This window comes from Sphingobacterium sp. BIGb0165, assembly GCF_024810095.1.
In the GTDB taxonomy this organism is placed as follows: Bacteria; Bacteroidota; Bacteroidia; order Sphingobacteriales; family Sphingobacteriaceae; genus Sphingobacterium; species Sphingobacterium detergens.
In genome coordinates, this window is the sequence record NZ_JANUEB010000007.1 from 64,350 (window position 1) to 88,753 (window position 24,404).

The following is a 24,404-nucleotide window of genomic DNA, read 5'->3' on the forward strand; positions in this document are numbered from 1 at the left end:
AATTTAAGGATATTTGTAAAATACAACTGGGAATTTTAGCTATAGCATGAAACAAAAAGCGTTAAACGCATTAATCTATGTCATCTCTCTTCTCCCCTATTGGTTTCTATATTTGATTTCCGATGGGCTTTATTATATCCTCTATTATATTATTGGGTATAGAAAGGGTATCGTATTCCAAAATTTAAAAAACGCTTTTCCTGAAAAAACCGAGGCTGAAAGACTATTAATAGCAAAAAAATTCTACCGCTTTTTTCCGGATTTACTTGTAGAATCCATTAAGCTAAAAACGATTTCAACCAAAGAAGTCAAGCGGAAAATGACTTTAGAAAATGAAGAGGAACTAACGCGCCATCTTGCTGCCGGGAAAAATGTGATTGGGGTAACCTCGCATTATGCCAATTGGGAGCTCGGGATACACCGTCTGAGTTTGATCACTGATTTTCCAACATTGATAGTTTACAAACCGTTAAACAACAAGGATATTGATACAGTATACAATACGATGCGCGGTCGTTTTGGCGCAGAAATGGTTCCAATGAAACAAATTCTCCGGCATATTGTAAAATTGAAAGGGCAGCCCAATGTCAGTATGCTGGTCGCTGATCAGACCCCTTTATATTCAGACTCTGATTACTTTATCAATTGGCTGAACCAGGAAACATTGGTCTATACCGGAGCTGAGCGGCTATCAAGAATAAGCAAAGCCCCTGTTGTATTTTGTTATATTGGCCGAAAGGCAAAAAGAGGACAATACTTCTGCAAGTTTGTAACTTTGGTAGAGGACCCTTCTGAATTTGCTGAACATGAAATAACCGATTTGCACAATAGCTTTGCAGAGCAAATGATTCGTGAAAATCCCGAATATTGGCTTTGGTCACATAATCGCTGGAAAAGGAAACGTAGAAAATGAGTAAATTACCAAAAGTAGCTGTTGTCATACTGAACTGGAATGGTCGTTTCTTCCTTGAGAAATTCTTACCTTCCGTCTACAACAGTTCTTATCCAAATATTGAGTTCGTCATTGGAGACAATGCATCGGATGATGATTCTATTCTATTCGTCAAGCAATACTATCCCACCATTACCATTCTTGAAAACGACAAGAATTATGGTTTTGCCGGTGGTTACAACAAAATCCTAGAACGTGTAGAGGCGGATTATTATGTCTTATTAAATTCAGATGTAGAAGTCAGCCAAAACTGGATAGAGCCTGTTATCGCTTACATGGAGCGTAATCCCGGTATTGCTGCGGCACAACCCAAGATCCTATCTTTTCATAATAAAGATAAATTTGAGCATGCAGGTGCCGCTGGAGGTTATATGGACTATTTTGGTTTTCCTTTTTGTAGAGGAAGGATTTTACATGAGGTAGAGGAAGACCATAACCAGTACAATCAGGAATCCGAGATTTTCTGGGCATCGGGAGCCGCACTTTTTATCCGCGAGAAAGCCTGGAAAGAAGCGAATGGCCTGGATGAAGATTTCTTTGCTCATATGGAGGAAATTGATCTATGTTGGCGATTGAAAAAAATGGGCTATGGTATAGGTTACTGTCCAACGTCCGTTGTCTATCATGTAGGCGGCGGGACATTAAATGCCAGCAACCCCAAGAAGACCTACCTAAATTTCAGGAATAATCTCGTTATGTTGCAAAAGAACCTACCTTTGGGTAAGGCAATTTGGATAATTTTCCTACGCCTTTGGTTCGATTTAGCCGCATTGATGAAGTTTCTAATTGACCGAAAGCCGAAAGATGCATGGGCGATCAGTCGCGCACATCAGTATTTCTTCCTAAATATTTTTAAAAATGCTAGAAAACGAAAGAAATATACGGCGATAGAAAACCAGACAGGACAATACAATAATTCAATTATTATTGATTTTTACACGAATAATAAACATAAATTTTCGCAATTGAATCCAAAGGATTTCAAATAAGGCATTTGAAGTCTGGATCGTAAAATGCACAAAAACGCATTTTAAAAATAAGGCACTCTTTACAACAAGATTCTTTATTTATTTTATTTAAACGTACTTTTTATTTGTAATTTTGCAACATGTTGGCAATGGATATTGAAAAAAAGATAAAAGACTTAACAGCAGAACTTAATCATTACAACTATCAATACTATGTATTGGCGAATAGTCTTATTTCAGATTATGACTTCGATCTCAAGTTAAAGGAACTCGAAGCACTGGAACGTCAATATCCAGAATTTGCTGACCCAAACTCACCTACACAACGCGTAGGTGGAGATATTACGTCTAAATTTAAAACGGAAAAACATCGTTGGCCCATGCTTTCTTTGGGCAATACCTACAGCCAGGAAGAACTGTTTGACTTTGATCAGCGAATCCGCAAAATCATAGGCGATCAGTTTGAGTATGTCTGTGAATTAAAATTTGACGGTCTTTCCATTAGCCTCACCTATGAAAACGGGATACTGAGCAAAGGGGTTACCCGTGGCGATGGAACACAAGGTGATGTCGTGACAAGTAATGTCAAAACAATTCGTTCCATTCCGATCAGACTCAAAGAAGGCGACTACCCTGAACAGTTTGAAATTCGGGGAGAGATATTTATGCATAAATCCGCGTTTTTACGTCTGAACAAGGAACGGGAAGAGAATGAAGAGCAGACTTATGCCAATCCGCGCAATTTTGCTTCGGGTACGATAAAACTTCAAGATTCAGCAGAGGTTGCCAAAAGACCCTTGGATTGTTTTCTATACTTTCTGTATTGTGACAATAGAACCAATTTATTTCACGATCACTGGAACAGCCTGGAACATGTGAAAAGCTGGGGTTTCCATGTCTGTGAGCATACAAGAAAATGTAGTACCCTGGCTGATGTCTTTGAATTCATTGACTATTGGGATACTGAACGACATAACCTTGGGTACGAAATCGACGGGATCGTTGTCAAAGTAAATGATTACGCCCAACAAGAAGATCTAGGTTTTACGGCCAAGAACCCAAGATGGGCGATATCCTATAAATTCAAAGCTGAACGTGTTGAGACAACACTCAAAACCATTAGCTACCAAGTGGGACGTACCGGAGCGGTGACTCCTGTTGCTAACCTTCAACCTGTATTGTTGGCGGGCACGACGGTCAAACGTGCATCACTGCACAATGCCAATGAAATTGCACGGCTAGATTTACATCAAGGTGATACCGTCTATGTAGAAAAAGGAGGAGAAATCATTCCAAAAATCATTGCTGTGAACCTTGAAAAGAGATTAGCAGATACAACAGCCTTTATCTATCCAGACAGCTGTCCAGAATGTGGCACCATATTAATTAGACAGGAAGGTGAAGCAGTTCACTATTGTCCCAATGAAACAGGATGCCCCCCACAGATCGTCGGTAAAATGCAGCATTTTATCGGGCGTAAAATGATGGATATCGAGGGAATGGGCGATGAAACAGTAGAAACCTTGTTCAAAAAAGGACTATTGCATAATATCGTCGATATCTACGGTCTAAAAGATCATCAGGAAGACTTACAGCAACTCGAGCGCTTTGGTCAAAAATCCATCGACAATATGCTGGCAGGCATTGAAAAATCAAAAGAGAAACCTTTTGAGAAAGTGTTATTTTCTTTGGGCATACGTCATGTTGGCGAAACAATCGCAAAAAAACTAGCACAGCATTTCAAGAACATCGATGCCCTTGCTCAAGCTTCAACGGAAGAAATTGAAGCGGTACAAGATATCGGACGCCGTATCGCGGAGAGTGTCAAAGAATATTTAGACAACCCTATTCATCAGCAACAACTCATCAGCCTAAGACAGTATGGCTTAAATTTAGAAATTGAGGAAAGGGAAATCATTCTGGCCAGCGAAAATCTCAGCGGAAAGACCTTTTTGATTTCAGGTGTATTTGCTGATTATTCCAGGGAGCAGCTCGCAGAGCTGATTGAGAGCAATGGTGGCAAGATACTTTCTTCCATTTCCGCAAAATTGAATTATCTCGTTGCCGGGGATAAAATGGGACCATCTAAATTAGCGAAAGCGGAAAAATTGGGTGTCCCGATGATTAATGAGAAGGATCTTTTAGACCTTATTCATGCCAAATAGGATTTTTTAATTAAATTTATATAAATACAAAAACAAGATGAACGAGCTTCACGGCGCAGGAGTAGCATTGGTCACTCCTTTTAACTCAGATGAATCTGTTGATTTCGAGGCATTAGGTCAACTTATTGACTTGCAAATCAACGAGGGTATGGATTATTTGGTTTCTTTAGGTACAACTGGAGAAGTTGCCACATTGACTAAAGAAGAACGAAAGCGTATCTGGGATTTCACTGTCAAGCGCGTGAACGGTAGACTTCCTTTGGTGGCTGGCATCGGTGGTAACAATACGGCAGAGATTGTAGAACAGATCAAAGCTTTCGATCCGACTGGTTTTTGCGCCATTTTATCTGTGTCACCTTATTATAACAAACCGACACAGGAAGGAATTTATCAACACTATAAGGCTATTGCGCAAGTTTCCCCTTTACCTATTATATTATATAATGTACCGGGCCGTACGGGTAGTAATATGACAGCACAAACGACATTACGTTTGGCTAATGATTTTTCAAATATTGTAGCAATAAAAGAAGCTTCTGGCAATTTTGCTCAATTCAGCGAAATCTTACGGGACAAACCAGCAGATTTTCTATTGATCTCTGGAGATGATCCGGTGACCTTACCTATGATGGCACTCGGTGCTGCGGGCATTATCTCTGTTGTTGGAAATGCATTTCCAAAACGCGTTACCAGGCTGGCAAAATTATGTGCAGAAGGCAATTATCATGAAGCAAGAGCAATACACAACGATTTACTCCAGATAACAGATCTTTGTTTTGTGGAAGGAAATCCTGCCGGCGTCAAATATATTCTTAAAAAATTAGGCATCGGTCATGATACTTTACGCCTTCCATTGGTAGGTATCAGTGAAAAAATACAAGTAGCAATAACAGAAGAAATGCACAAATTGAACTAAGTGATCAATTTGTTTGTTGTTGAGAAAGTTTAGATCTCGCTTGGGGTCTAAACTTTTTTTCTTCAAGGCGTTGCAATATAACAATATAATACCTACCTTTGCACTTCCACAAATGTGGAATTTTAAATAACAAAATTAATTAACAAAATGCAACAGTACGAATCTGTAATCGTTCTTACCCCGTTGCTTTCTGAAGATGCTGCGAAAGAAGTAATCGCAAAATTCAAAAACATCTTAACAGAAGGCGGAGCCGAGATTGTCGCTGAAGACAATTGGGGTTTGAAAAAATTAGCGTATCCAATCCAGAAAAAATCTACTGGATTTTATCACTTAACTGAATTCAAGGCTCCAGGTGAATTAATCAACAAATTAGAGGTTGAATACAAACGTGATGAGCGCATTATGCGTTTCTTGACTGTAAGTTTAGACAAACATGCTAGAGCTTACAACGAGAAAAAACGTAGCGGTGCATTCAACAAAAAAGCTGAAACTAAAACTGAGGAGGGCGCAAACTAATGGCTAACGAAAATATCCAATACGTAACTGCTCCTAAAGTAGAGGACAACCGTAAAAAATACTGTCGTTTCAAAAAGAATGGTATCAAATATATCGATTATAAAGATGCTAACTTCTTGATGAAATTTGTGAATGATCAAGGTAAAATCTTACCTCGTCGTTTAACTGGTACATCTTTGAAATTTCAACGTAAAGTAGCTCAAGCTGTTAAACGTGCTCGTCACATCGGTTTGTTACCTTACTTAGCTGATGCAATTAAATAAGGAGGACGATAGAAAATGGAAGTAATTTTAAAACAAGATATCAAAGGCTTAGGTGAGCAAAACGATATCGTTAATGTAAAACCAGGTTTCGGTCGTAACTACTTAATCCCTCAAGGATTTGCTATTCAAGCGACTGAATCTGCAAAGAAAGTTTTAGCTGAGAACATCAAACAAGCTCAGTTCAAACAAGAGAAAATCAAAAAAGACGCTACTGAATTAGCTGGTAAATTGGAAGCTATTAAACTTTCAATCGGTGCTAAAGCAGGTGAATCTGGTAAAATCTTCGGTAAAGTAAATAGCATCCAAATTGCTGATGCATTGAAAGCAAAAGGTTTTGATGTAGATCGTCGTCGTATTACATTCGAAGTTGAACCTAAAGAATTAGGTGAATATATCGCTAACTTAAACTTACACAAAGAAGTTAAAGTTCAAGTTCCTTTCGAAGTAATCGCTGAATAATTTTATATTATTTAGTACAATATACAAAAGCGGCTATCCAATGGATAGCCGCTTTTTATTTGTCGCTTACCTTACCTTACCTTACCTTACCTTACCTTACCTTACCTTACCTTACCTTACCTTACCTTACCTTACCTTACCTTACCTTACCTTACCTTACCTGCTTAAAACAAAAAACTCGCGCTGCTGAGAACAACGCGAGGCATAATCTAGGGTATTTGAAAGGGAAAATCTTTGTTTATATCAAAATATCAATAAAAAACCATAAATAAAACAAATAAATCAACAAAATATTCAGTTTTATCTCGTTTTCATATTCAAAAGAAGTAAAAATTATCCATTTATCAAAATAAAATCCATTTTATTTTGATAAATGGATAAAAAATATAAAAAATACCAATATTTATAAACAAAAACATCAATAAAAACAAAAAAAAACACAAAACAAAGGTATTTTAGGTAAAAAAATGGCTAAAACAAAACAAAAAAAAAGAAAATACAAAAAAAAGACCTGAAATAAAAATATTTCAGGTCTTTTTATCGAAACAGCAATTATTATGCTAATTGTTTCTCTAGTTTCTCATTTAAAACTGATTTTGGAACTGCTCCAATTTGCTTATCTACAATTTCTCCATTTTTGAAGAACAATAAAGCAGGGATATTACGGATACCATAACGAACTGAAATTTCTGGATTCTCATCTACGTTTACTTTTCCTATCACAGCTTTACCTTCGTAATCTTTAGCTAATTCTTCAACAACAGGACCAACCATACGACAAGGACCACACCACTCTGCCCAAAAATCAATTAATACGGGTTTGTCCGCTTTCAAAACAACTTCTTCAAAGTTGCTATCTGTAATTTCTAATGCCATAATCTTAATCTTTTTAATTTTATAAACCGAAGTTATATTTATGATACTACTTAATTGCTAAAATCAATAAACAAAGATAGTAACAACTGTCAATGTAATTGTAATCTTAATTACACAAAATCTAATCCAAATTAGTTCAAACGGTAATTAATCCCCTCAAACTTATCTATACAGTCCAAAAACTCATTTGTGAGGTTTATTTTCAGACTTTTAGCTGGCATTTCGACAGAGATTTCATCCTGAGGATCCCAGATTTTAAATTTCAATTGACAATTTGGCACAACACCTTCAATCTCGTTCTGCGCCAAGATATCTTTAATACCATCTAAGAATTCTTCGTTCAACTTTGGCAGAGGAATATTAATTGTAAAACTCTTCGCCATCTTTTCGCGGAGCTCAGAAAGCAACTGCACACTTCTTAATTCAAAGCCCCAGTTTCCGACCTGTCTAAAACGTTCCTGAACCAATCCGCGCAATTGAACAAAATAGCCTTCCTGTAAATACCCCTTTAGCTTCACATACTCTTCCCCAAACACAGCCATATCGTAAGAATCACTGTAATCCTCAATGATAAAGGATGCAAACGGTTTACCGTTTTTAGTCAAGCGATGATTTGCCGAAGCTATAATCCCGCCAATAACCAATTCTTTGTTTTTGATACGATTAAACTCGAGTAATGTCTCCTCGTCTACTTCGGCAGCTTTCGCTTTGTTAATCAAGGAAAGATCAGACACCGGATTCTGACAAAAATGTTCGATCTCAAACCGATAAGTATCCAATGGATGACTTGTCAGGTATATACCGATGACATCTTTTTCGTATTTAAGCTTCTCGATCAATCCCCATTGTGCGCAAGGTGTCAATACAGGTTCAGGCAACTCGGCAGCTTCACCGGCGCCAAACAAGCTGGCCTGTGCAGAGTTTTCATTTTCTTTATAGCGTTGTGCAAATCGGATTGCTTTCTCCATACCTGTTGAATTATCCTCGGCATGGAAATACTGCGCGCGATGGGTACTTTCGAAACTATCAAAACCACCGGCGTAAGCCAAACTCTCAAAAGCTTTTTTATTGACCGCACGTAAGTCTATACGTTTGGCCATATCAAAAACAGACTTATACAATCCAGATTGTCTCGTTTGCACAATGGCATCTACAGCACCCGCACCCACACCTTTGACAGCACCGATACCAAATCGAATTGCTCCACGTTCATTTACCGTAAACTTATAGTAAGACTCATTCACATCAGGACCGAGTACCTCCAAGCCCATACGCTTACATTCCTCCATAAAGAATGTTACCTGCTTGATATCATTCATATTATTGGAAAGCACCGCCGCCATATACTCTGCAGGGAAATGCGCCTTTAGATAAGCTGTCTGATAAGCTACCCATGCATAACAGGTGGAGTGTGATTTATTGAACGCATAACTCGCAAAAGCTTCCCAGTCCGTCCAGATTTTCTCCAGCACTTTTGCATTATGCCCCTTTTCCTCCGCCTGAGCAACAAACTTAGGCTTCATCTTATCAAGTACAGCCTTTTGCTTCTTACCCATCGCTTTACGCAAAACGTCAGCATCACCTTTGGAAAAACCTGCCAGCTTTTGGGATAAAAGCATTACCTGTTCCTGATACACCGTAATCCCGTAGGTTTCCTTCAAATACTCCTCACAAGCATCCAAATCATAGACAATGGGGTCAATTCCATGTTTACGCTTAATAAAACTCGGGATATACTCGATTGGCCCCGGACGATATAAGGCATTCATCGCAATTAAATCGGCGAATACCGTAGGCTTAAGATCGCGCATGTATTTTTGCATCCCCGGAGATTCATACTGGAATACACCGATTGTTTCACCACGCTGGAAAAGCTCGTAGGTCAACACGTCGTCTATTGGAAATTTGTCGGGATCTAAAACTATACCATGACTTAACTTAACATTCTCAACAGTATCCTTGATAAGCGTCAGGGTCTTCAATCCCAAAAAGTCCATTTTCAATAGACCAGCGCTTTCAACGACGTGGTTATCAAACTGGGTCACATACAGATCGGAATCTTTTGCCAGGGAAACTGGAACGAAATTGGTAATATCATCTGGCGTGATAATCACACCACAGGCATGAATACCGGTATTCCGGACAGACCCTTCCAATACCCGTGCCTGACGAATCGTTTCGGCTTCGAGTCCGGCACCATCAGCGATTGACTTTAAACGATTGACAGCCTCGATCTCCTCTGTTCGCAACTTATCCTTTAGACCAGCATCATCCAAAGTAAAGATTTTGGATAGTTTCAGATTTGGAATCAATTTGGCGATTTCATTTGCATCTCCCAAAGGCAGATCCAGCACACGGGCAGTATCTTTAATCGAAGACTTGGCAGCCATTGTACCATAAGTAATGATCTGAGCCACCTGACTCGCACCATATTTATTGATTACATACTGCATGACCCGTCCACGTCCCTCATCATCAAAGTCAATATCAATATCGGGCATGGAAACACGATCGGGATTTAGAAAACGCTCAAATAGCAAATCGTATTTTATGGGATCAATATTCGTAATACCGAGGCAATACGCAACAGCTGACCCAGCGGCAGAACCCCGGCCCGGCCCAACCGAAACACCCATGTCACGTGCTGCAGCAATAAAATCCTGTACAATCAAAAAATATCCGGGATATCCTGTTTTTTCAATCGTTGCCAATTCAAAATCCAGACGTTCCCGAATATCAGCTGTTATCTCTTCGTAACGTTTCTCTGCACCAACATAACATAAGTGGGCAAGATATTTATTCTCCCCTCTCTTTCCACCATCTTCATTGTCCTCAGCAACCTGAAATTCATCTGGTATATCAAATTTTGGAAGCAGAACGTCCCGATTCAATTTGAAGATCTCCACCTTATCTACGATCTCCTGTATATTCAGAATCGCTTCGGGCAAATCTTTGAATAGGGTTTTCATTTCATCAGAAGATTTAAAATAATACTCCTGATTTGGCAATCCGAAACGGAACCCGCGCCCTCTACCTTTAGGTGTGGAAAGCTTCTCGCCATCCTTTACACATAAAAGGATATCATGGGCGTGTGCATCCCCTTTCTTTTCGTAATAGGTGTTATTGGTTGCAACAACTTTAACATCGTATTTACGGGCAAACTTAAGTAAGGTCTGGTTTACCCGATCCTCATCTTCTTGTCCATGTCGCATGAACTCCAGATAGAAATCTTCACCAAAATGTTCCTTCCACCATTGCAAAGCTTCCTCCGCCTGGTTTTCGCCGATATTAAGCACTTTGCTGGGTACTTCCCCCTGAAGGTTTCCTGAAAGCACAATAATATCTTCCTTATACTGTAGAATAAGATTTTTATCAATACGGGGCACATAATAGAATCCTGCGGTATACGCGAAAGAAGCTAACTTAGCTAAATTATGATAACCGCGTTTATTTTTCGCCAACAAAACAACCTGATAACCATTATCTTTTCTGGATTTATCTTTATGATCTTCGCAAACAAAGAATTCACAACCTACTATTGGCTTTAGGAGCTGACCGGTAGGTTCCTCCCCATTTTCCAGCGCTTCCGCATTCTGTGCTTCTACCTCTTTATTATGTCCAATGACCCTGGAAACAAATTCAAATGCCCCCATCATATTACCATGATCGGTAAGCGCAACAGCAGGCATATTATCCTTTACCGCAGCCGAAACTAACTTGTCATACGACATTGTCGACTGTAGAATAGAAAATTGCGAATGGTTATGTAAATGTGCGAATTTCGCTTCTTTAAGTGCTGATAATGTATCTGCATCTACGACAACACGAACATCATCCGGTTCAGCCCGTTTTCTGATCTCATCGGAAGCGGCTTTTAAATTAATGTGTTTAAGCCCTGTCGTAGGAACGGGACCAGGATTGTTCGTTTTGAAATCAACAAAATAACCAGTATCTACTTGGAGCTCTTCCACCGTAAACACCTCTCTTCTGACCAGTTCCAGAAAACAACGTGTTGTGGCTTCAACGTCGGCAGTGGCATTATGGGCCTCGGCAAATGGCACGCCAAATAAATAGGAGTGCAATTCAGTCAGATTCGGCAGCTTGTATCGACCACCACGACCACCGGGAATTTTCAATAAATCTGCAGTTACCTCGGTACAGGTATCCAAAACCGGCATGCTCGCCATTTTAGATTCTACACCATAACGATAAAACTCACAGCCCATGATATTGAGGTCAAAACCAATGTTCTGTCCGACTACAAATTTTGCACTATTTAATGCGATGTTAAATTTCTCCAAAGCAACCTGCAAAGGTACCCCCTGCTCTTCCGCCAATGCAGTGGATATACCATGTATTTTTTCGGAGTCATAAGGTATATCAAATCCATCCGGTTTAATCAAAAAATCCTGATGTTCGACCAAATTCCCCATCTCATCATGAATCTGCCATGCCAGCTGTATACAACGTGGCCAATTATCCGTATCCGTAATTGGCGCGTCCCAACGCTTCGGCAAACCCGTCGTCTCTGTATCGAAAATAATATACATAAATTTCTAAACCTCTTTAATACAACACATTAAATGTAAGCATATTTACATTTATTTGAACTTGAAATTTACGAAATTCTTAGGGAAGATTATGTCAGATTTTTGCGAAAAGTATTAACAGCTATTTAATATTGTACCTGTTACACTATTCCTTTATTTACTATATTTGAACTTGACTCCAATTTCTATGATTAAAGCGATTTTTTTTGATATAGATGGGACATTGTTAAGTTTCAAAACACATCAGGTCCCCGACTCTACGCAACAGGCATTTCAATTACTAAAAGAAAAAAACATAAAAGTTTTCGTTTCAACCGGTCGTTCCTTTAACCAATTGGGACATATCCGCTATCTTGATTTCGATGGCTTTATCACATTTAATGGTGGTTATTGTGTTACCAAAGATGAACAGGTTATTTATAAAAATAACATTGCTGAAAAAGATATCCGTTCATTAATTGATTATGCCAAGCATCATCCCGAGCTTACCTTTTCATTTATGTCCGATAAAGAAATCACCTTAAATCAGGTCACGCCCGAAGTGCTAAAAATGTATCAACAAGTCAACGTAAAGACGCCACCTATACGCAATTATGAAGACAACTTTGACCTGGAATCTGTCATGCAGATCAATGTTTTTATCAATCCGGAAGAAGAGGCTGAATTTATGGAAAACGTTATGCCCAACTCTGTTGCATCACGATGGACATCCGTTTTTGCAGATGTCAACCCAATGGGCCAAAGTAAAAAAGTTGGTATAGATGTTTTTTTAGAACATTTTGGCATCGAACTTTCGGAAACCATGTCCTTTGGTGATGGGGGAAATGATATTACCATGCTCGCCCATACACAGATTGGTATCGCCATGGGAAATGCGAATCCTGAAGTCAAAGAAATCGCAGATTACATTACCGACGATGTGGATAGCAACGGCATCTGGAATGCCTTAAAACATTTTGGTGTTATTTAGAAGTGAATTGTGAGCGTAGCGCGACAGGTATTGCTATTGCTGTTCAATAGCAAACTATGTCGTTCTGGAAAAAGATATTCCAATCTGTTCTGGAAATCTGTCATTAGGGTATTCTTAAATTGACCGTCCAAATAATGATTCATACGATGACTTACCTCAAATAGCATGACTTTGGGAGATCCCGAGAGGCGGATTCGGATAGGATGTGAAGACATGCTATTATATCCGTTTGCAACTGCATTTTGCACCATCGGAAATAATAGAAGTGGCGGTATCATCAGCTCATTTTCCGACTGAAAACGGTTTTCCCATTTCAGAGAGAAACCGGTAGGCATTAACCTATTGACCATTTCGAAATATTGGCTCAACAGATCCAGCTCTATCTTTATTTCCTGGTAGGTCCCTAGCTTCAACAGCAACATTTTTTTTTGAAATATCCTGTATTCCGCTTCCAACACGGCCTCATCGGCTAAGATCTTTTCCATTAGAAAATTGTCTATTTGACTGTTACCAAATGACAATCTATCAGACAGTGCCAATGCCTCTTCATTTCTTACAGACTTTTTACGCAGAATGCGATCGATTATACCTGACATTTCTTAAATTGCTCTAGATTAGATACACAAAAATAAGGAAACATTATGTCAAATATTGCAATAGTTATTGAAGAAAGAGCCGCAGACATAGGTAATTTCTTGGTAGGAAGACTACTTCCATTCAGACAAAAAAGGATGGTCGGTCCGTTTATATTTATTGACCATATGGGACCTGAAACGATCTCCGAGCCTCAGTTCATGGATATTGCTCCACATCCTCATATTGGATTATCAACATTAACTTACCTGTTTGAGGGAAGCATTATGCACCGCGACAGTCTCGGAAATGAGGTCGAAATAAAACCGGGAGCAGTAAACTGGATGACAGCTGGAAAGGGGGTAACACATTCCGAACGAACTCCGGACTACCTAAGATCTATCACCCACAAACTACATGGTTTACAGATTTGGGTAGCATTACCAAAGGATCTGGAACAGATGGAACCAAATTTTGTTCACATTGAAGAACCTCAACTTCCCCATTGGAGCGAAGACGGTGTAAACTATCGCCTGATTGCGGGCGAGATTAACAATCATCGTTCCGAAGTACCTGTATACAGCCCCTTATATCTTATTGAAATTAAAGCTGACAAAGACTCCCTTATTAAATTAGGTGAACATCTCTACGGAGAAAGTGGATTGTATATTCTTCATGGCGCAGTACATGCCGAAGGTCAGGAATTTGGCCCAAAACAAATTCTGATTGCAAAGGATGCCAAATTATGTGAATTCGAAATCAAAGCAGGCACATCAGTGTACATCTTTGGTGGCGAACCTTTCCCCGAACAACGCTATATCGACTGGAATTTCGTTGCTTCGGACATTGAGACGCTTAAAATCGCCAGAGCTAAATGGGAGCAGCATCAATTCCCTGAAGTTCCCGGAGATGATGGCTATATTCCCATTCCGCCAGTAAATCCGACATTAGGACAAAAGAAATCTTAACAACAGCACAAACCTTGGTTGAATGAGACAAAATCAGGTATCCAATCTTTGAAGGGCAAAAAAAGTTGGACAAATTAACATTTTTAAGTTTTTTGTGCGAGAGCTCGGTATTGAAATAACCGCCAAAAGTTAAACAAAAACTTTTGGCGGTTATTCAAAAAAGTGGACAGCACTTTATTTTTGTACAGATACTTTTAAATAATTACTAATTCGCGGGATTCATTAGCTGAATCGCCTTTTTCGTAAAGATATAAGAGGGTGTACTATACGTTCCATCGGCATCAAGTCCATAGCTAAAGATACCACCTTTTCTGCCATCACTAGGTTGCCATGCTGCATATTGATAAAAGAGTGCTGGCGTCCCATTTCTTGCCGAACCATCTTCAAAACTCGCTCCGAGAACGTATTTTCCCGGAGGAATATTTCCTTTATACGCCTCATTGTAAAGTTTGTCAAGCTGACTACCAAAATAGCGCTGCATAAAGAAATAGTCAATATAAGGTTCGATATCTTTTAAGAATTTAGGCGGTAAATTAACATAATTCAGATCCAGGATAAACAATTTATCCGTTCCAGATGAAGGACCAAAATGGGCGCCTAAAGATTTTATATTCAACGCAATCTGATCCAATTCCTGCTGGCTACCACTAAAAAAACCACCAAATAGTCCAGTCGATGTCGTCCCTCCACCGCTTTCAAAATCAAGATCTATTCCATCATAGTTATAGTTCTGGGTATCGTCATTAATGCTTTGAACCCAAGCATTGCGATCTGTTACAGACATTGTCCATGGCATCCCCCTAGTGTAGACAACACGTGTACCTCTGCGGTGAAGATAAGGGATGTACTGGTCGCGGAGCGCGGTCCAAAAAGGGCTGGTAGCAGGTGTGTAATCCGTAAAAACATTGACAATATCCACACTATCAGGAATAGCAAGCATCGTTTTTTGTCCCGCGTTTGATTCAACCAATGAATCACCCCAGGTCCGATAATAGCCGGCCATAATCTGGTGTGGGCTCTTTTTATATACCTTTAATTTTTCAAAATAAGCTATCGAGTCAGGACCAGGTTCCAATTCTAAATTCGGATCAACGCTTTTCTGACATGAAGATACTATGCTGATCAATGCAAATAAACCAGCACATAAGTTAAGTAGTGTTTTTCTTTCTGTTCTCATAATTTATTTTAATCTTTTATTGACTAAAGTATCTATACACTATAATATACGATTATATCGCCTAATTATTTTTAAAAAAATAACTTTTCAATAAAAAACCACTCAAATACAGTAGAAATAATTTACTTAATAGAAAACAAAACACTTCCAGACAATATCTTTACACGCGATGAAATGCTCATTTTTGGAAAAGGGAAATCCCCCACACCAAGCTGCAAGCCCCTGTAGCTACAGATGAAGCCGATCTCCAACAGACCAAGGTCTTTTATGATCTGCAGCATGTTTAATAAAAAAATCCGCAGCTTTCTAAAAAGAAAGCTACGGATTTCAGTAGATTTATGCTTTTGTCCCCGGACGGTTAGCCTTTTTTTGCGAGTTCAATCTTCGTTGAGATTTCATGGACAATTTTTTCCACATCAGCGCCACCACCCGAAGATTGAAAACGGATAAAACCTTCTTTATCAATAATGACTTTAGTAGGTATACCTTTGACGCCATATGCTGTAACAACCGACTTATCCCGATCTTTCATTTCATCATATAAAACATGGAAACTATATTTATTTTCGTTGATAAAATTATTGACCAGCTCTTTATAGTTCTCCTCTTTTTGCCATGTGTTGATAAATAAAAAGGAGACCTCCGGATCATTCACATATTTGTTTACCGCGGCCTGCATTCCAGGAAAAGACATTTTGCAAGGACCACACCAAGTCGCCCAGAAGTCAAGTACAACAACCTTACCTTTCAGACTTGCCAAGGAGACTTCTTTGCCCGAACGGTCCACAAGTGAAAATTGTGCGGCCTCTTTTTTGACCATCTCAGATTTCAATTTTGAAACCAACATTTCATCAATACGTCCGTTTAAGTCTTTTAGATAAGTAGTCGTATCCGCCATACCGTTATTGAGTTGACTGTATAGAGGCAGAAGTTCAGCCATTATTTCGGGTTCTTTCCCGTTTTTGAGGACCTCGGACTCCAAAAGCTGAAAAGCATCCAAAGACCTTCCTTTCACGACCAAAGCTTTGGCGTACGAAATGTTCGCGGTTTCTGAAGGCGACTCCAGACGTATTTTGTCTAATATCCCTAAGGCTTTGTCTACCTCCAGATTTCCCGTTAAGGCCTCCGCATATTGTAAGCTGATTCCCCCCTGATATTGCCGCCCCGTATTTCCTTTTTGACCTTCCGATTTTTGCTGGCTTAGATTGAGATAAACCGGTTCCAGTATTTTTTGCGCAAAGGTATACTCTTTCTGCTGGTTTAATTCCCTGCCAATAGCGAAAACAGCATTCGTATAATTTGCCGTGGATCTCAACTGATCCAAGTAGCTGTTTACCTTCTCAAGGTTTTTCTCTTTTGCATACTGCTGGGCGACGACCCCAAGGGCAAATCCGTATATCCCCCTGTTTTTTTCATCGTAACTGCTTTCGGGAAATTGCTTGCTTAAACGAATATACTCCGCCTCTGCTTGCGCAGCTGTTAGTTCATTTTTTTCAAACAGCTTACCAAAGGCTTCGTTTCGGGCTGTTATTCCTTTAGGAAACTTTTTGCTGATGCTCTTTTTTATGGCTTCTGCCTTATCGTTTTTTTCCAGGCCAGTATAGATTCGCCCGGCGAGCAACTGGTCCTCTTCTTTTTTCGATTTTGCTAAATAATCAGCTTCTTTCAAAACCTCCGCTTTGGACGCAGCTGTTCCCTGTTGGAACAATCCATTGAGATGTTTATAAAGTTCCTCTTGTATAATTCCTTTCTTCGCGGCCAGCTGTCCGAAAGTGGCTTGACTCCCCAAAAGTAATAGGGGAATCGCCAATGTTATTGTTTTTAAGTTCATATTTTTTAGATTTATTCGTTTTTTTATCCATTATACAAGGGCTTATATTTTACCCTTAATCTCATTACTCTACCAGTATGCCTAAATGCACATCAACAATATCATCAACAACATGCTTGTGGGCCTGTTCCAACACCATTGTATTGGCATTATAGATATAGATCGAGCCCGGTTTATCAGCAGCCGGATCATTTGTGGCAATCATTAATTTTCCATCCAGGATCTTAAACTTAACAATATCACCAGTGGCATCCGATGGCAGCTGCACATATTTTTGGAATTCTACCCCCAGATAAGAGGCCATATAAATTGTCTTGCCTGCCGCCATATACCATCTGCTTGTCCGCCCGTCAAAATAAACATAACCGATTTGATTGGATGTGGGCACCGCAGCAGTCCCCAACTGACTGAAAGCTTTGGGTTTATAATCGGCACCATAATCCAAACGATAGGAATACAGTTGATTATCTTGCCTGAAGAGATAAATATGGTTGATCGATGGGATGTTAGCATAGCTACAGGCCAGGAATGTTTTTCCGTTCATCAATTCCTGCCCCGCAATTTCCTTATAGTCATTTACATAATTATATTCGTTGCTGGTCACCCCATTATCCCAGACACGCACTCTTTTATTGTTTTCGTCGTATATACTCATAAAATAGCGCCCGTTTCCAAGTGGTGTGGCAACCCCATTTGGAGCTATTTTATAGTCCGAAGGATCATTGATAAATGCTGGAAGTGCAATTGTACCTTTCCTTAATACATGGAATTTACCTTTATTGACCGCATAGATCACCTCATTATAGAGATCCGCCTGTACCTGAGTCGGGCGGAACACAAAATCTCCGCCCCCTACGTAACTGGACGAATTGTACAATAAAGTAGGAACAAACTCACGGGAATCAATAACTACCACGGGGTTTACAGCATCCTGAACACCAATGGTCAAAACATTATAAAAGTCCGAAGACGAGGCACCGTATTTTTTTGTTCCGCTGATGGACAGGGGGGTTTTCCCCAACTTATCCAAGTTGGATAGCAGGACCTGGTCAAACGAGGATTTTTTGGAAATACTGGATAAGCAATAGAGCGAAGCATCTTTCGCTTTATTCTGGGTCAAAACATAGTAGCCCCATTTATAGGGATTCACAATATTCAAAAAGCAATTATAGCTTGTTGTCGTACCCGTTGATTTGTCTGTGACATGAAACTCCGCTGAAATCTTCCCATAGCGTTTATTCGCTATATAGAAAAGGTTTTTCGTTTTACTTACTGTTACGGAATCCACCTTCCATTCAAAAGTCAGCGCACTGGTATCACTGCCTGATAGTGAGCCCGTGACCGTAGGGTTCAATCGGACGGTATCATGAAAAGGAATTTCATAGATTCGGCCCGTGGGATGATTATTATCCAATAAACCGGCGATCGCAATGGCGTTCACATCTTTGTAATCATAATTGCCCAAATCCTTGGAGCAGCCTTCAAATAGAAAAATTGCCAAGAACAGGATATAGGTTAGATTTTTTAAGTTCATCTGCTTGAGCGTTAAGGTAATTGAATTCGTTCTTTCGTACTATCGCCGTCCGGATACACCTGATGGTCGATAAAATACTGCTTGAGCACCTGGATATAGTTAAATGTCACAGGATACCAGCTGACAATCGTTGATGTAGGCATATTATTCCAGTAATAAACCGGTCCTGGTGCTCCTGTGGTTAGCTCAGGCGATGGATCCGCCCCGAGGTAGTAGATCTGCATCCATTGCTGAAATATTTCTTTTTGATACGGGCCGAAATAGTTCTTCCAGGTATTCCACCATGTAGGTTCGTTCAGAATATCATCAACAACAATTTTTATTTTCTGATTGTACACGTTCCCCGGAACAAATTCACTATTTCCCTCCAACCGCAAATAGAGTACTGTCGGTTCGGTCTTCATCTTGATGGAGCGCTGGAATGTGATAAACAGCGTATCCACAAAGTTATTTGCCCCCATCACCGGGGAAGAGAATTTCACCGTATTGGATTCATATCGGGAAGAATCTTCGACGATGTAAGCATAGGTACGGTTATTGGATCTTGACTCCCCGCCCACACGAATAGGCACGGCGATTGTTTTTTCCTGGCGTTGCAGATCGGCATCCAGTGCAAAACCATAATAAACGCTATCAATGTATTTTTCTACCGCCCGGGTATTCGCATTTGGATAGGCAAAATAAATATAGCTCTGCCCCGCATCAAACTGAAGCATGTTGTCATTTTTGTTACATGCACTCAATATCACAGTAGCACAAAAAAGCAAAATATATCGTTTCATCTTGATTAATTTTGAGGATTATACAATAATTCATCCGCTGGGATCGGTAGCCTGAAAATTTCATTTTTAGGCTGCACCAATGTGGCTCGATCTATCGGCCGAAAGAGGCGCTTATATTCTGTGAATAAATACCCCTCACCAATATTTTCCTTACGCATTTCATCAAATATCAGATCCTTGATCTTTTGTGTGGTCATATCCGCGCTCAGCGCAAGATCCGTGGTAATATTTCTAGTATTACGGACAAGGTTTAGATATTCCATTGCCTTGGCTGGGCTACTTGACGCATAGTTTTCAGCCGCAATCATATAGATGGTATGTAAGCCGATCACTTTGCTCTCATACAAAGGTCTATAATTCACGTCTGAAGGCAGACGAGTCTGATCAAACAGGTATTTGGACAGCTTCCAGGGATAAGAGGTATTGGGCTGTACAAACCAACCGGCGAGACGTGCATCATTGAGGGAGCCATGGACCGCGCTATTGTAAAGATTCGTTCGCAACCAGGTATAGTTGGGAAATAAAAACGGTGAAGTCGAGCCTGTTGTTGTCGCATCCGCCTGTGCGAAAACAGTGCTTACCTTTGCCCCTAACCTACTGGAGAACAAAGCAAAGATATTTTCCATTGGCATACGGGTATTTCCCACAGATCCAATTTCACTGGAAAGTGCCATCCGAATACTTTGCGTTGTCTTCAATTCGGTAATGAGCTCTTCTGCATATTTTCCGGCGTTGACCAGATCACCTTTCCACTGTGCGACCATGGACTGTAACGCGACAATAGCGTAATAATTCATTCGGATCCCCCGATAATCAATCAAGCTATTGTATGGCTCATAGGCAAATTGATTTAAATTGGCATTACGGGCATTGGACCGTATTGGATCTTTTTCCAGTAAATCCCGGGCCTCGGACAGGTCTTTTTCCAGCAAAGCGATCACCTCCGCTGTGGAAGAAAATTTAGTGGCTGAATACACAACCGCAGTCCGGTAAGGGATCGCTTTCGCCTCAATCCCTTCGCTCGAAATGGATGGTCCAAACAATTTTAACAGCTGAAAATGACAGAAGGCCCTTAGCCCGGTTGCTTCACCACGCACCAGATTATAGTAGGGATCATTTTCAATACGGCCTACATTTCCCAGTATAATATTTGTCTGATTGATACACTGGTAAAACCTCGCCCAGATGTTATCGATCATTTTCTTCGGCTCGTCGTAATTATACTCATAACGAAAGGAACGATAATATTTATGGGCTGAATTAGTCACATTATATGACCCCACCAGACTTTCCATAAAACCATATTTCATCTCCCGACCATACAGCGTATCTGTATTTAATGTTTCGTATACCCCCGCAAGTGCCGCGTTGAAACCTGAACGATCGGTGAGCAGATCTTCTTCATAGGCCTTATCCGTTGGGTTTACATTTAAGAACTTTTCGCAGCTCGACAATACGCCGAGCATCACGATGGCAATTAGTAACTTTTTCATACTTTAAAATTGAACCATTACACCAAAATTAAATTCTCGGGCATAGGGATAGCTTATCCCCCGCTCCATGCGTACCGTGCTCCAGCGGAACATATCATTCATGGAGAAGTTAAGCCGTAGCCTTTCCAACTTATACCGCTTGAGGATTTCATTACTGAATGAATAATTGATATTGATCGTGGAAAGCCGGAGGTAAGATTCGGTCTGTATAAAACGGCTCGAAGGTTGCGTAAAAGACTGATCACCAATAGCCTTGTATTTCGTCTGATCCCCAGGCTGCTTCCATCGTTCTTCCAATACACGGCGATCCGCATTTTGATAAGCGATATTATTTTCGATCTTATCCACAAGGGTCTGATTGTAAATATCCCCGCCCAAGGAATAGTTACCAATAATTTGCACGGATAGTCCTTTAAAGTTGACCGAGGTGCCGACATTACCGTATAAGGTTGCCTCGGTATTGCCTGCAACCTGTTGATTATTGGCGTCCCAAACATAGGTAACATCACCATTCCGATCCCGGTACAATTCACGTCCATTGGCCGGATCTATCCCTAGGGAAGGTACCGCACGGATAACGCCGAGGGACTGCCCCTGTTGATAATACTGGGATGGCTGTATGACATTGCCCTTTTCATCTTTTTTGACCAGCGACTCATTTAATGTGCGCAGTTCATTGGATATTTCCTTCAATTTGCTCCTGTTCTGTACGGCGCCGAGTGAAAGGTACCAGCTAAAATCCTTTGCGGAATTATTGAGAATCCGCATGTTGGCCATCGCCTCAAATCCTTTGTTCTGTACCTTTCCTAGATTTTGAAAAAATTTATTGTCATAAAAACCAAAGGATGGGGCAACATTAACGGTGGAAATCATGCGGTTGGTAACCCGGTCATAAAAGGAAACATCAACTTTCAGAAAATCACCCATGATGCCAAATTCGGCACCTACGCTCCTTTGCTGCTGCTCAGGCCAGCGCACCGCTGGATTTCCCTGCCCGCTGTAGATGGCGGCATATTGATTGTAATAATTACGTCCCGACAGAAAGTTGTATGATGTGCTCACCATACCCACATTAAATTCACTGACCGTACTTGAGGTACCAGCATTCAGATACCAGCGTAATCTTGTCAGAAAATCATTTTTAAACCATTCTTCGTTATGCATGTTATAGGAAAATCCAGCGCTCCAAAAGGTTCCAAAACGATTTTGACTTCCATAGATGGAGGCACCATCCGAGCGCAACGTGCCACTGACATTATATTTATTGTCGTATGTATAGAACAAGGAACCCAAAAAACCGACAGACCGCACCGGCAATGACGTTGACTCAGGCAGTGACCCAGCCGCATATTGCAAAGCCATTTGTGGCGTCATAAAACGATCATCCACATACCCTGTCACTGTATTCCGATTTCCGACGGTATTCTGCTTTCGGATCTCAGCAACGGCATTGGCCACCAATTGATGTTTGCCAAATTTGTTGGAATATTGCATATCTACTTTTCCTTCGTATTTGGTGAAATTCTGATTTCCAAAGGTATAGGAACCTTTCAGATTAGCATCCGCAATATTGGTGTAATCCGTATGAAATGGTGATTTATACTTGTCTATATCGGCGCTTGTCCTTACTATAGTTCCAGAGGCCCTCACTATTAATTTGGGCAACGCAAACCATTCGATGGACATATTGTTCTGCAAGGTTTGGCTTACCTGATCACTACGGAAACCAAGTCCTGCGTTATAGAGTGGGTTGAACATCGTTGATCCCCAACTATACCACTGTCCGAGTTCCCCAAAACGGATGTTGTATTTTCCTTGCTCATCATAAATTTTCTCATAGGGATTGAGTTTGGTATAGGTATCGAAACTCCCGTACGGACTATCGTATGCTTTCGTATAAAGATAGGTAGCCACATTGCGGAAGGTAATAACATTAGGTATCCGATAGATCAGTGTAAAACCTGCATTTCCGCGTGTTCTACCCGACTCCTTCATGACGCCTTTGTTATCAAAATAACCACCTTCAAGACTATAACGCACTCCATTCCCCCCGCCTTCCATCCGCAGGCTATGATTGATGGAAACTGTATTTCGAACCGGTTGCTTCAACCAATACGTATCTACTCCGCTCAACACATCTTGTTCACGTTTGGTCAGTAGATTATTATACTGCTCCTGCTGAATCAGATCCCAGGCAGCATCGCCGCTTTTTGATGTGTATAAATCAGCCAGTTTTTCATACTGCAATTTCTCAGTAGCATTCATCAGGTTATAATCCGATAGGTCCACCATGGACACCGATGGCTTCATGTCATAGGTTACCGTAAACTTACCGTCTTTGGGCAATCTGGTTTCGATAACAACCACACCATTCCCCCCACGGGAACCATACAAACTTGTAGAACTCGCATCTTTTAAAATAGAAATTGTTTCAATGCGGTTAACATCAATGTCGTACAAAGTAGTGATCGGTACTTCGAAACCATCCATAATAATCAATGGAGCATTGACGGCATATTCTCCCACACTGGAGACCCCTCGAATGTTGATCTGTGGCATTACGTTGGGATTGGACCCCGCATTTACCCGTTCGTCTACCTTAAAAGAAGGATCCAAAGCCTGCAGTACCGTAAAGATGTTTGTGGAATTAAACTTTTCCAGCTCCTGTCGGGTCACCATGGTCGCCGCTCCTGTAAAATTATCGCGGCGCACCCGCGTATAGCCCGTCACTACCGTTTCATCAATTTTATTCTCGACCTGACGCATAATCACTTGTAGTGGCTCCCCCGATGCTACTTTGACCTGCTGAGTTTCATAGCCTATCATCGAAAATATCAGTTCCAACGGTTCATTAACAACAACATAAAACTGGCCATTTTCTCCAGATAAAACGCCATTACGCGTACCACCCAAAATTTTAATAGAGACCCCGGCCAAAGGCTTTCCCCCCGCATCCCGGACACGCCCTTCTACCCGTATCTGGCGTTGTTCTGTTGCTTGATGTTTGTGTTTACTAGGCTGGTCATTGCTTGTTCTATTTGGCAATGATTCTTTCCGACGTACCAAAATGGTATTATTGCGAAAAATCAAATCGACATCCTGCCCAGCAGCAATTTCCCGTAACACCTGCTCGATATCTTTGTCTTTCACCTGAATACTGATCGGCTTACTGCCTCTAAGTAAGGCTAAATCACCAATCAGATCTACATTAGCTTGCTTTCGAATCTTCTCCAGGACCGAATACATGGAACTTTTGCTTTCTTTAAGTGTAATGCGCTGCGCCATTGCTGTCCCAACAAAGCCCGATAAAAGCAGTCCGCTCAGCATCAACTTCGACAGACATTTACCGACATCTTTGGGCAAAACGGTAGCTGCCATTCTTTTTTCAAAATGGTAAACTTTCAATTTCAT

General features: G+C 40.5%; 19 protein-coding genes. 9 read left to right on the forward strand and 10 right to left on the reverse strand.

Annotated elements, in window-relative coordinates; translation table 11 throughout:
* Nucleotides 1–46 precede the first annotated feature (46 nt).
* The 7 genes from M2408_RS16900 (at nucleotide 47) to rplI (ending at nucleotide 6,239) form a co-directional block, all read left to right on the forward strand.
* On the forward strand, nucleotides 47–913 hold the full coding sequence (locus M2408_RS16900; RefSeq protein ID WP_259183585.1) for a lysophospholipid acyltransferase family protein: 867 nt from the start codon (nucleotides 47–49) through the stop codon (nucleotides 911–913).
* Entirely contained in the window at nucleotides 910–1,941 is a 1,032-nt protein-coding gene (locus M2408_RS16905) for a glycosyltransferase family 2 protein (RefSeq protein WP_259183586.1), read from the forward strand. The genes M2408_RS16900 and M2408_RS16905 overlap by 4 nt, the downstream gene beginning before the upstream one ends.
* Nucleotides 1,942–2,060: 119 nt before the next feature.
* Nucleotides 2,061–4,085, forward strand: coding sequence for an NAD-dependent DNA ligase LigA (gene ligA, locus M2408_RS16910; RefSeq protein WP_259183591.1), 2,025 nt, complete (start codon nucleotides 2,061–2,063; stop codon nucleotides 4,083–4,085).
* A 37-nt stretch (nucleotides 4,086–4,122) separates the two neighbouring features.
* Complete coding sequence (dapA, locus tag M2408_RS16915) at nucleotides 4,123–5,001, forward strand: 4-hydroxy-tetrahydrodipicolinate synthase (RefSeq protein WP_259183592.1); 879 nt, start codon at nucleotides 4,123–4,125, stop codon at nucleotides 4,999–5,001.
* A gap of 147 nt (nucleotides 5,002–5,148) precedes the next feature.
* Nucleotides 5,149–5,517: a 30S ribosomal protein S6 gene (gene rpsF / locus M2408_RS16920; RefSeq protein WP_104385828.1), complete on the forward strand. Its 369-nt coding sequence runs from the start codon at nucleotides 5,149–5,151 to the stop codon at nucleotides 5,515–5,517.
* Entirely contained in the window at nucleotides 5,517–5,780 is a 264-nt protein-coding gene (gene rpsR, locus M2408_RS16925) for a 30S ribosomal protein S18 (RefSeq protein WP_028071347.1), read from the forward strand. Before rpsF ends, rpsR begins: the two co-directional genes overlap by 1 nt.
* A gap of 15 nt (nucleotides 5,781–5,795) precedes the next feature.
* Nucleotides 5,796–6,239: a 50S ribosomal protein L9 gene (gene rplI / locus M2408_RS16930; protein WP_046671751.1), complete on the forward strand. Its 444-nt coding sequence runs from the start codon at nucleotides 5,796–5,798 to the stop codon at nucleotides 6,237–6,239.
* A gap of 555 nt (nucleotides 6,240–6,794) precedes the next feature.
* Here the strand turns inward: rplI and trxA are convergent.
* A complete protein-coding gene (gene trxA / locus M2408_RS16935; protein WP_104385830.1) occupies nucleotides 6,795–7,115 on the reverse strand; it encodes a thioredoxin in 321 nt (106 codons plus the stop codon).
* Between the two features lie 131 nt (nucleotides 7,116–7,246).
* Nucleotides 7,247–11,665 carry a DNA polymerase III subunit alpha gene (gene dnaE / locus M2408_RS16940; RefSeq protein ID WP_259183614.1) on the reverse strand — a complete coding sequence of 1,473 codons (4,419 nt, stop codon included), beginning with the start codon at nucleotides 11,663–11,665 and terminating at the stop codon, nucleotides 7,247–7,249.
* Nucleotides 11,666–11,852: 187 nt separating this feature from the next.
* Between dnaE and M2408_RS16945 the strand changes: the two genes are divergently transcribed.
* Nucleotides 11,853–12,635 (forward strand): Cof-type HAD-IIB family hydrolase, encoded by a 783-nt coding sequence (locus M2408_RS16945; protein ID WP_259183616.1) that lies wholly within the window; start codon nucleotides 11,853–11,855, stop codon nucleotides 12,633–12,635.
* On the opposite strand, the gene M2408_RS16950 is transcribed toward M2408_RS16945, so the two are convergent.
* Nucleotides 12,632–13,231, reverse strand: coding sequence for a hypothetical protein (locus M2408_RS16950; protein WP_259183617.1), 600 nt, complete (start codon nucleotides 13,229–13,231; stop codon nucleotides 12,632–12,634). The genes M2408_RS16945 and M2408_RS16950 overlap by 4 nt on opposite strands.
* Before the next feature lie 45 nt (nucleotides 13,232–13,276).
* On the opposite strand from M2408_RS16950, the gene M2408_RS16955 reads away from it, so the two are divergent.
* On the forward strand, nucleotides 13,277–14,176 hold the full coding sequence (locus M2408_RS16955) for a pirin family protein (protein ID WP_259183619.1): 900 nt from the start codon (nucleotides 13,277–13,279) through the stop codon (nucleotides 14,174–14,176).
* Between the two features lie 205 nt (nucleotides 14,177–14,381).
* On the opposite strand, the gene M2408_RS16960 is transcribed toward M2408_RS16955, so the two are convergent.
* From M2408_RS16960 to M2408_RS16990, 7 genes are all read right to left on the reverse strand, one after another.
* Nucleotides 14,382–15,353 (reverse strand): glycosyl hydrolase family 18 protein, encoded by a 972-nt coding sequence (locus tag M2408_RS16960; protein ID WP_259183621.1) that lies wholly within the window; start codon nucleotides 15,351–15,353, stop codon nucleotides 14,382–14,384.
* Between the two features lie 122 nt (nucleotides 15,354–15,475).
* A complete protein-coding gene (locus M2408_RS16965; protein WP_259183623.1) occupies nucleotides 15,476–15,634 on the reverse strand; it encodes a hypothetical protein in 159 nt (52 codons plus the stop codon).
* Nucleotides 15,635–15,711: 77 nt separating this feature from the next.
* A complete protein-coding gene (locus M2408_RS16970; RefSeq protein ID WP_259183624.1) occupies nucleotides 15,712–17,184 on the reverse strand; it encodes a TlpA disulfide reductase family protein in 1,473 nt (490 codons plus the stop codon).
* A gap of 64 nt (nucleotides 17,185–17,248) precedes the next feature.
* The gene (locus tag M2408_RS16975) at nucleotides 17,249–18,718 is read right to left on the reverse strand and encodes a PKD-like family lipoprotein (RefSeq protein ID WP_259183626.1); all 1,470 of its coding nucleotides are present in this window, start codon (nucleotides 18,716–18,718) and stop codon (nucleotides 17,249–17,251) included.
* 11 nt (nucleotides 18,719–18,729) lie between these two features.
* A complete protein-coding gene (locus M2408_RS16980; RefSeq protein WP_259183628.1) occupies nucleotides 18,730–19,500 on the reverse strand; it encodes a DUF4843 domain-containing protein in 771 nt (256 codons plus the stop codon).
* Between the two features lie 5 nt (nucleotides 19,501–19,505).
* On the reverse strand, nucleotides 19,506–20,993 hold the full coding sequence (locus tag M2408_RS16985) for a RagB/SusD family nutrient uptake outer membrane protein (protein ID WP_259183630.1): 1,488 nt from the start codon (nucleotides 20,991–20,993) through the stop codon (nucleotides 19,506–19,508).
* A gap of 3 nt (nucleotides 20,994–20,996) precedes the next feature.
* Nucleotides 20,997–24,404: a SusC/RagA family TonB-linked outer membrane protein gene (locus M2408_RS16990; protein ID WP_259183631.1), complete on the reverse strand. Its 3,408-nt coding sequence runs from the start codon at nucleotides 24,402–24,404 to the stop codon at nucleotides 20,997–20,999.

What these genes read in the sequence shown, in the direction of transcription:
- M2408_RS16900 (WP_259183585.1), top strand. Translation starts at nt 47, where the DNA reads ATGAAACAAAAAGCGTTAAACGCATTAATCTATGTCATCTCTCTTCTC.
- M2408_RS16905 (WP_259183586.1), top strand. Translation starts at nt 910, where the DNA reads ATGAGTAAATTACCAAAAGTAGCTGTTGTCATACTGAACTGGAATGGT.
- ligA (WP_259183591.1), top strand. Translation starts at nt 2,061, where the DNA reads ATGTTGGCAATGGATATTGAAAAAAAGATAAAAGACTTAACAGCAGAA.
- dapA (WP_259183592.1), top strand. Translation starts at nt 4,123, where the DNA reads ATGAACGAGCTTCACGGCGCAGGAGTAGCATTGGTCACTCCTTTTAAC.
- rpsF (WP_104385828.1), top strand. Translation starts at nt 5,149, where the DNA reads ATGCAACAGTACGAATCTGTAATCGTTCTTACCCCGTTGCTTTCTGAA.
- rpsR (WP_028071347.1), top strand. Translation starts at nt 5,517, where the DNA reads ATGGCTAACGAAAATATCCAATACGTAACTGCTCCTAAAGTAGAGGAC.
- rplI (WP_046671751.1), top strand. Translation starts at nt 5,796, where the DNA reads ATGGAAGTAATTTTAAAACAAGATATCAAAGGCTTAGGTGAGCAAAAC.
- trxA (WP_104385830.1), bottom strand. Translation starts at nt 7,115, where the DNA reads ATGGCATTAGAAATTACAGATAGCAACTTTGAAGAAGTTGTTTTGAAA.
- dnaE (WP_259183614.1), bottom strand. Translation starts at nt 11,665, where the DNA reads ATGTATATTATTTTCGATACAGAGACGACGGGTTTGCCGAAGCGTTGG.
- M2408_RS16945 (WP_259183616.1), top strand. Translation starts at nt 11,853, where the DNA reads ATGATTAAAGCGATTTTTTTTGATATAGATGGGACATTGTTAAGTTTC.
- M2408_RS16950 (WP_259183617.1), bottom strand. Translation starts at nt 13,231, where the DNA reads ATGTCAGGTATAATCGATCGCATTCTGCGTAAAAAGTCTGTAAGAAAT.
- M2408_RS16955 (WP_259183619.1), top strand. Translation starts at nt 13,277, where the DNA reads ATGTCAAATATTGCAATAGTTATTGAAGAAAGAGCCGCAGACATAGGT.
- M2408_RS16960 (WP_259183621.1), bottom strand. Translation starts at nt 15,353, where the DNA reads ATGAGAACAGAAAGAAAAACACTACTTAACTTATGTGCTGGTTTATTT.
- M2408_RS16965 (WP_259183623.1), bottom strand. Translation starts at nt 15,634, where the DNA reads ATGCTGCAGATCATAAAAGACCTTGGTCTGTTGGAGATCGGCTTCATC.
- M2408_RS16970 (WP_259183624.1), bottom strand. Translation starts at nt 17,184, where the DNA reads ATGAACTTAAAAACAATAACATTGGCGATTCCCCTATTACTTTTGGGG.
- M2408_RS16975 (WP_259183626.1), bottom strand. Translation starts at nt 18,718, where the DNA reads ATGAACTTAAAAAATCTAACCTATATCCTGTTCTTGGCAATTTTTCTA.
- M2408_RS16980 (WP_259183628.1), bottom strand. Translation starts at nt 19,500, where the DNA reads ATGAAACGATATATTTTGCTTTTTTGTGCTACTGTGATATTGAGTGCA.
- M2408_RS16985 (WP_259183630.1), bottom strand. Translation starts at nt 20,993, where the DNA reads ATGAAAAAGTTACTAATTGCCATCGTGATGCTCGGCGTATTGTCGAGC.
- M2408_RS16990 (WP_259183631.1), bottom strand. Translation starts at nt 24,404, where the DNA reads ATGAAATTGAAAGTTTACCATTTTGAAAAAAGAATGGCAGCTACCGTT.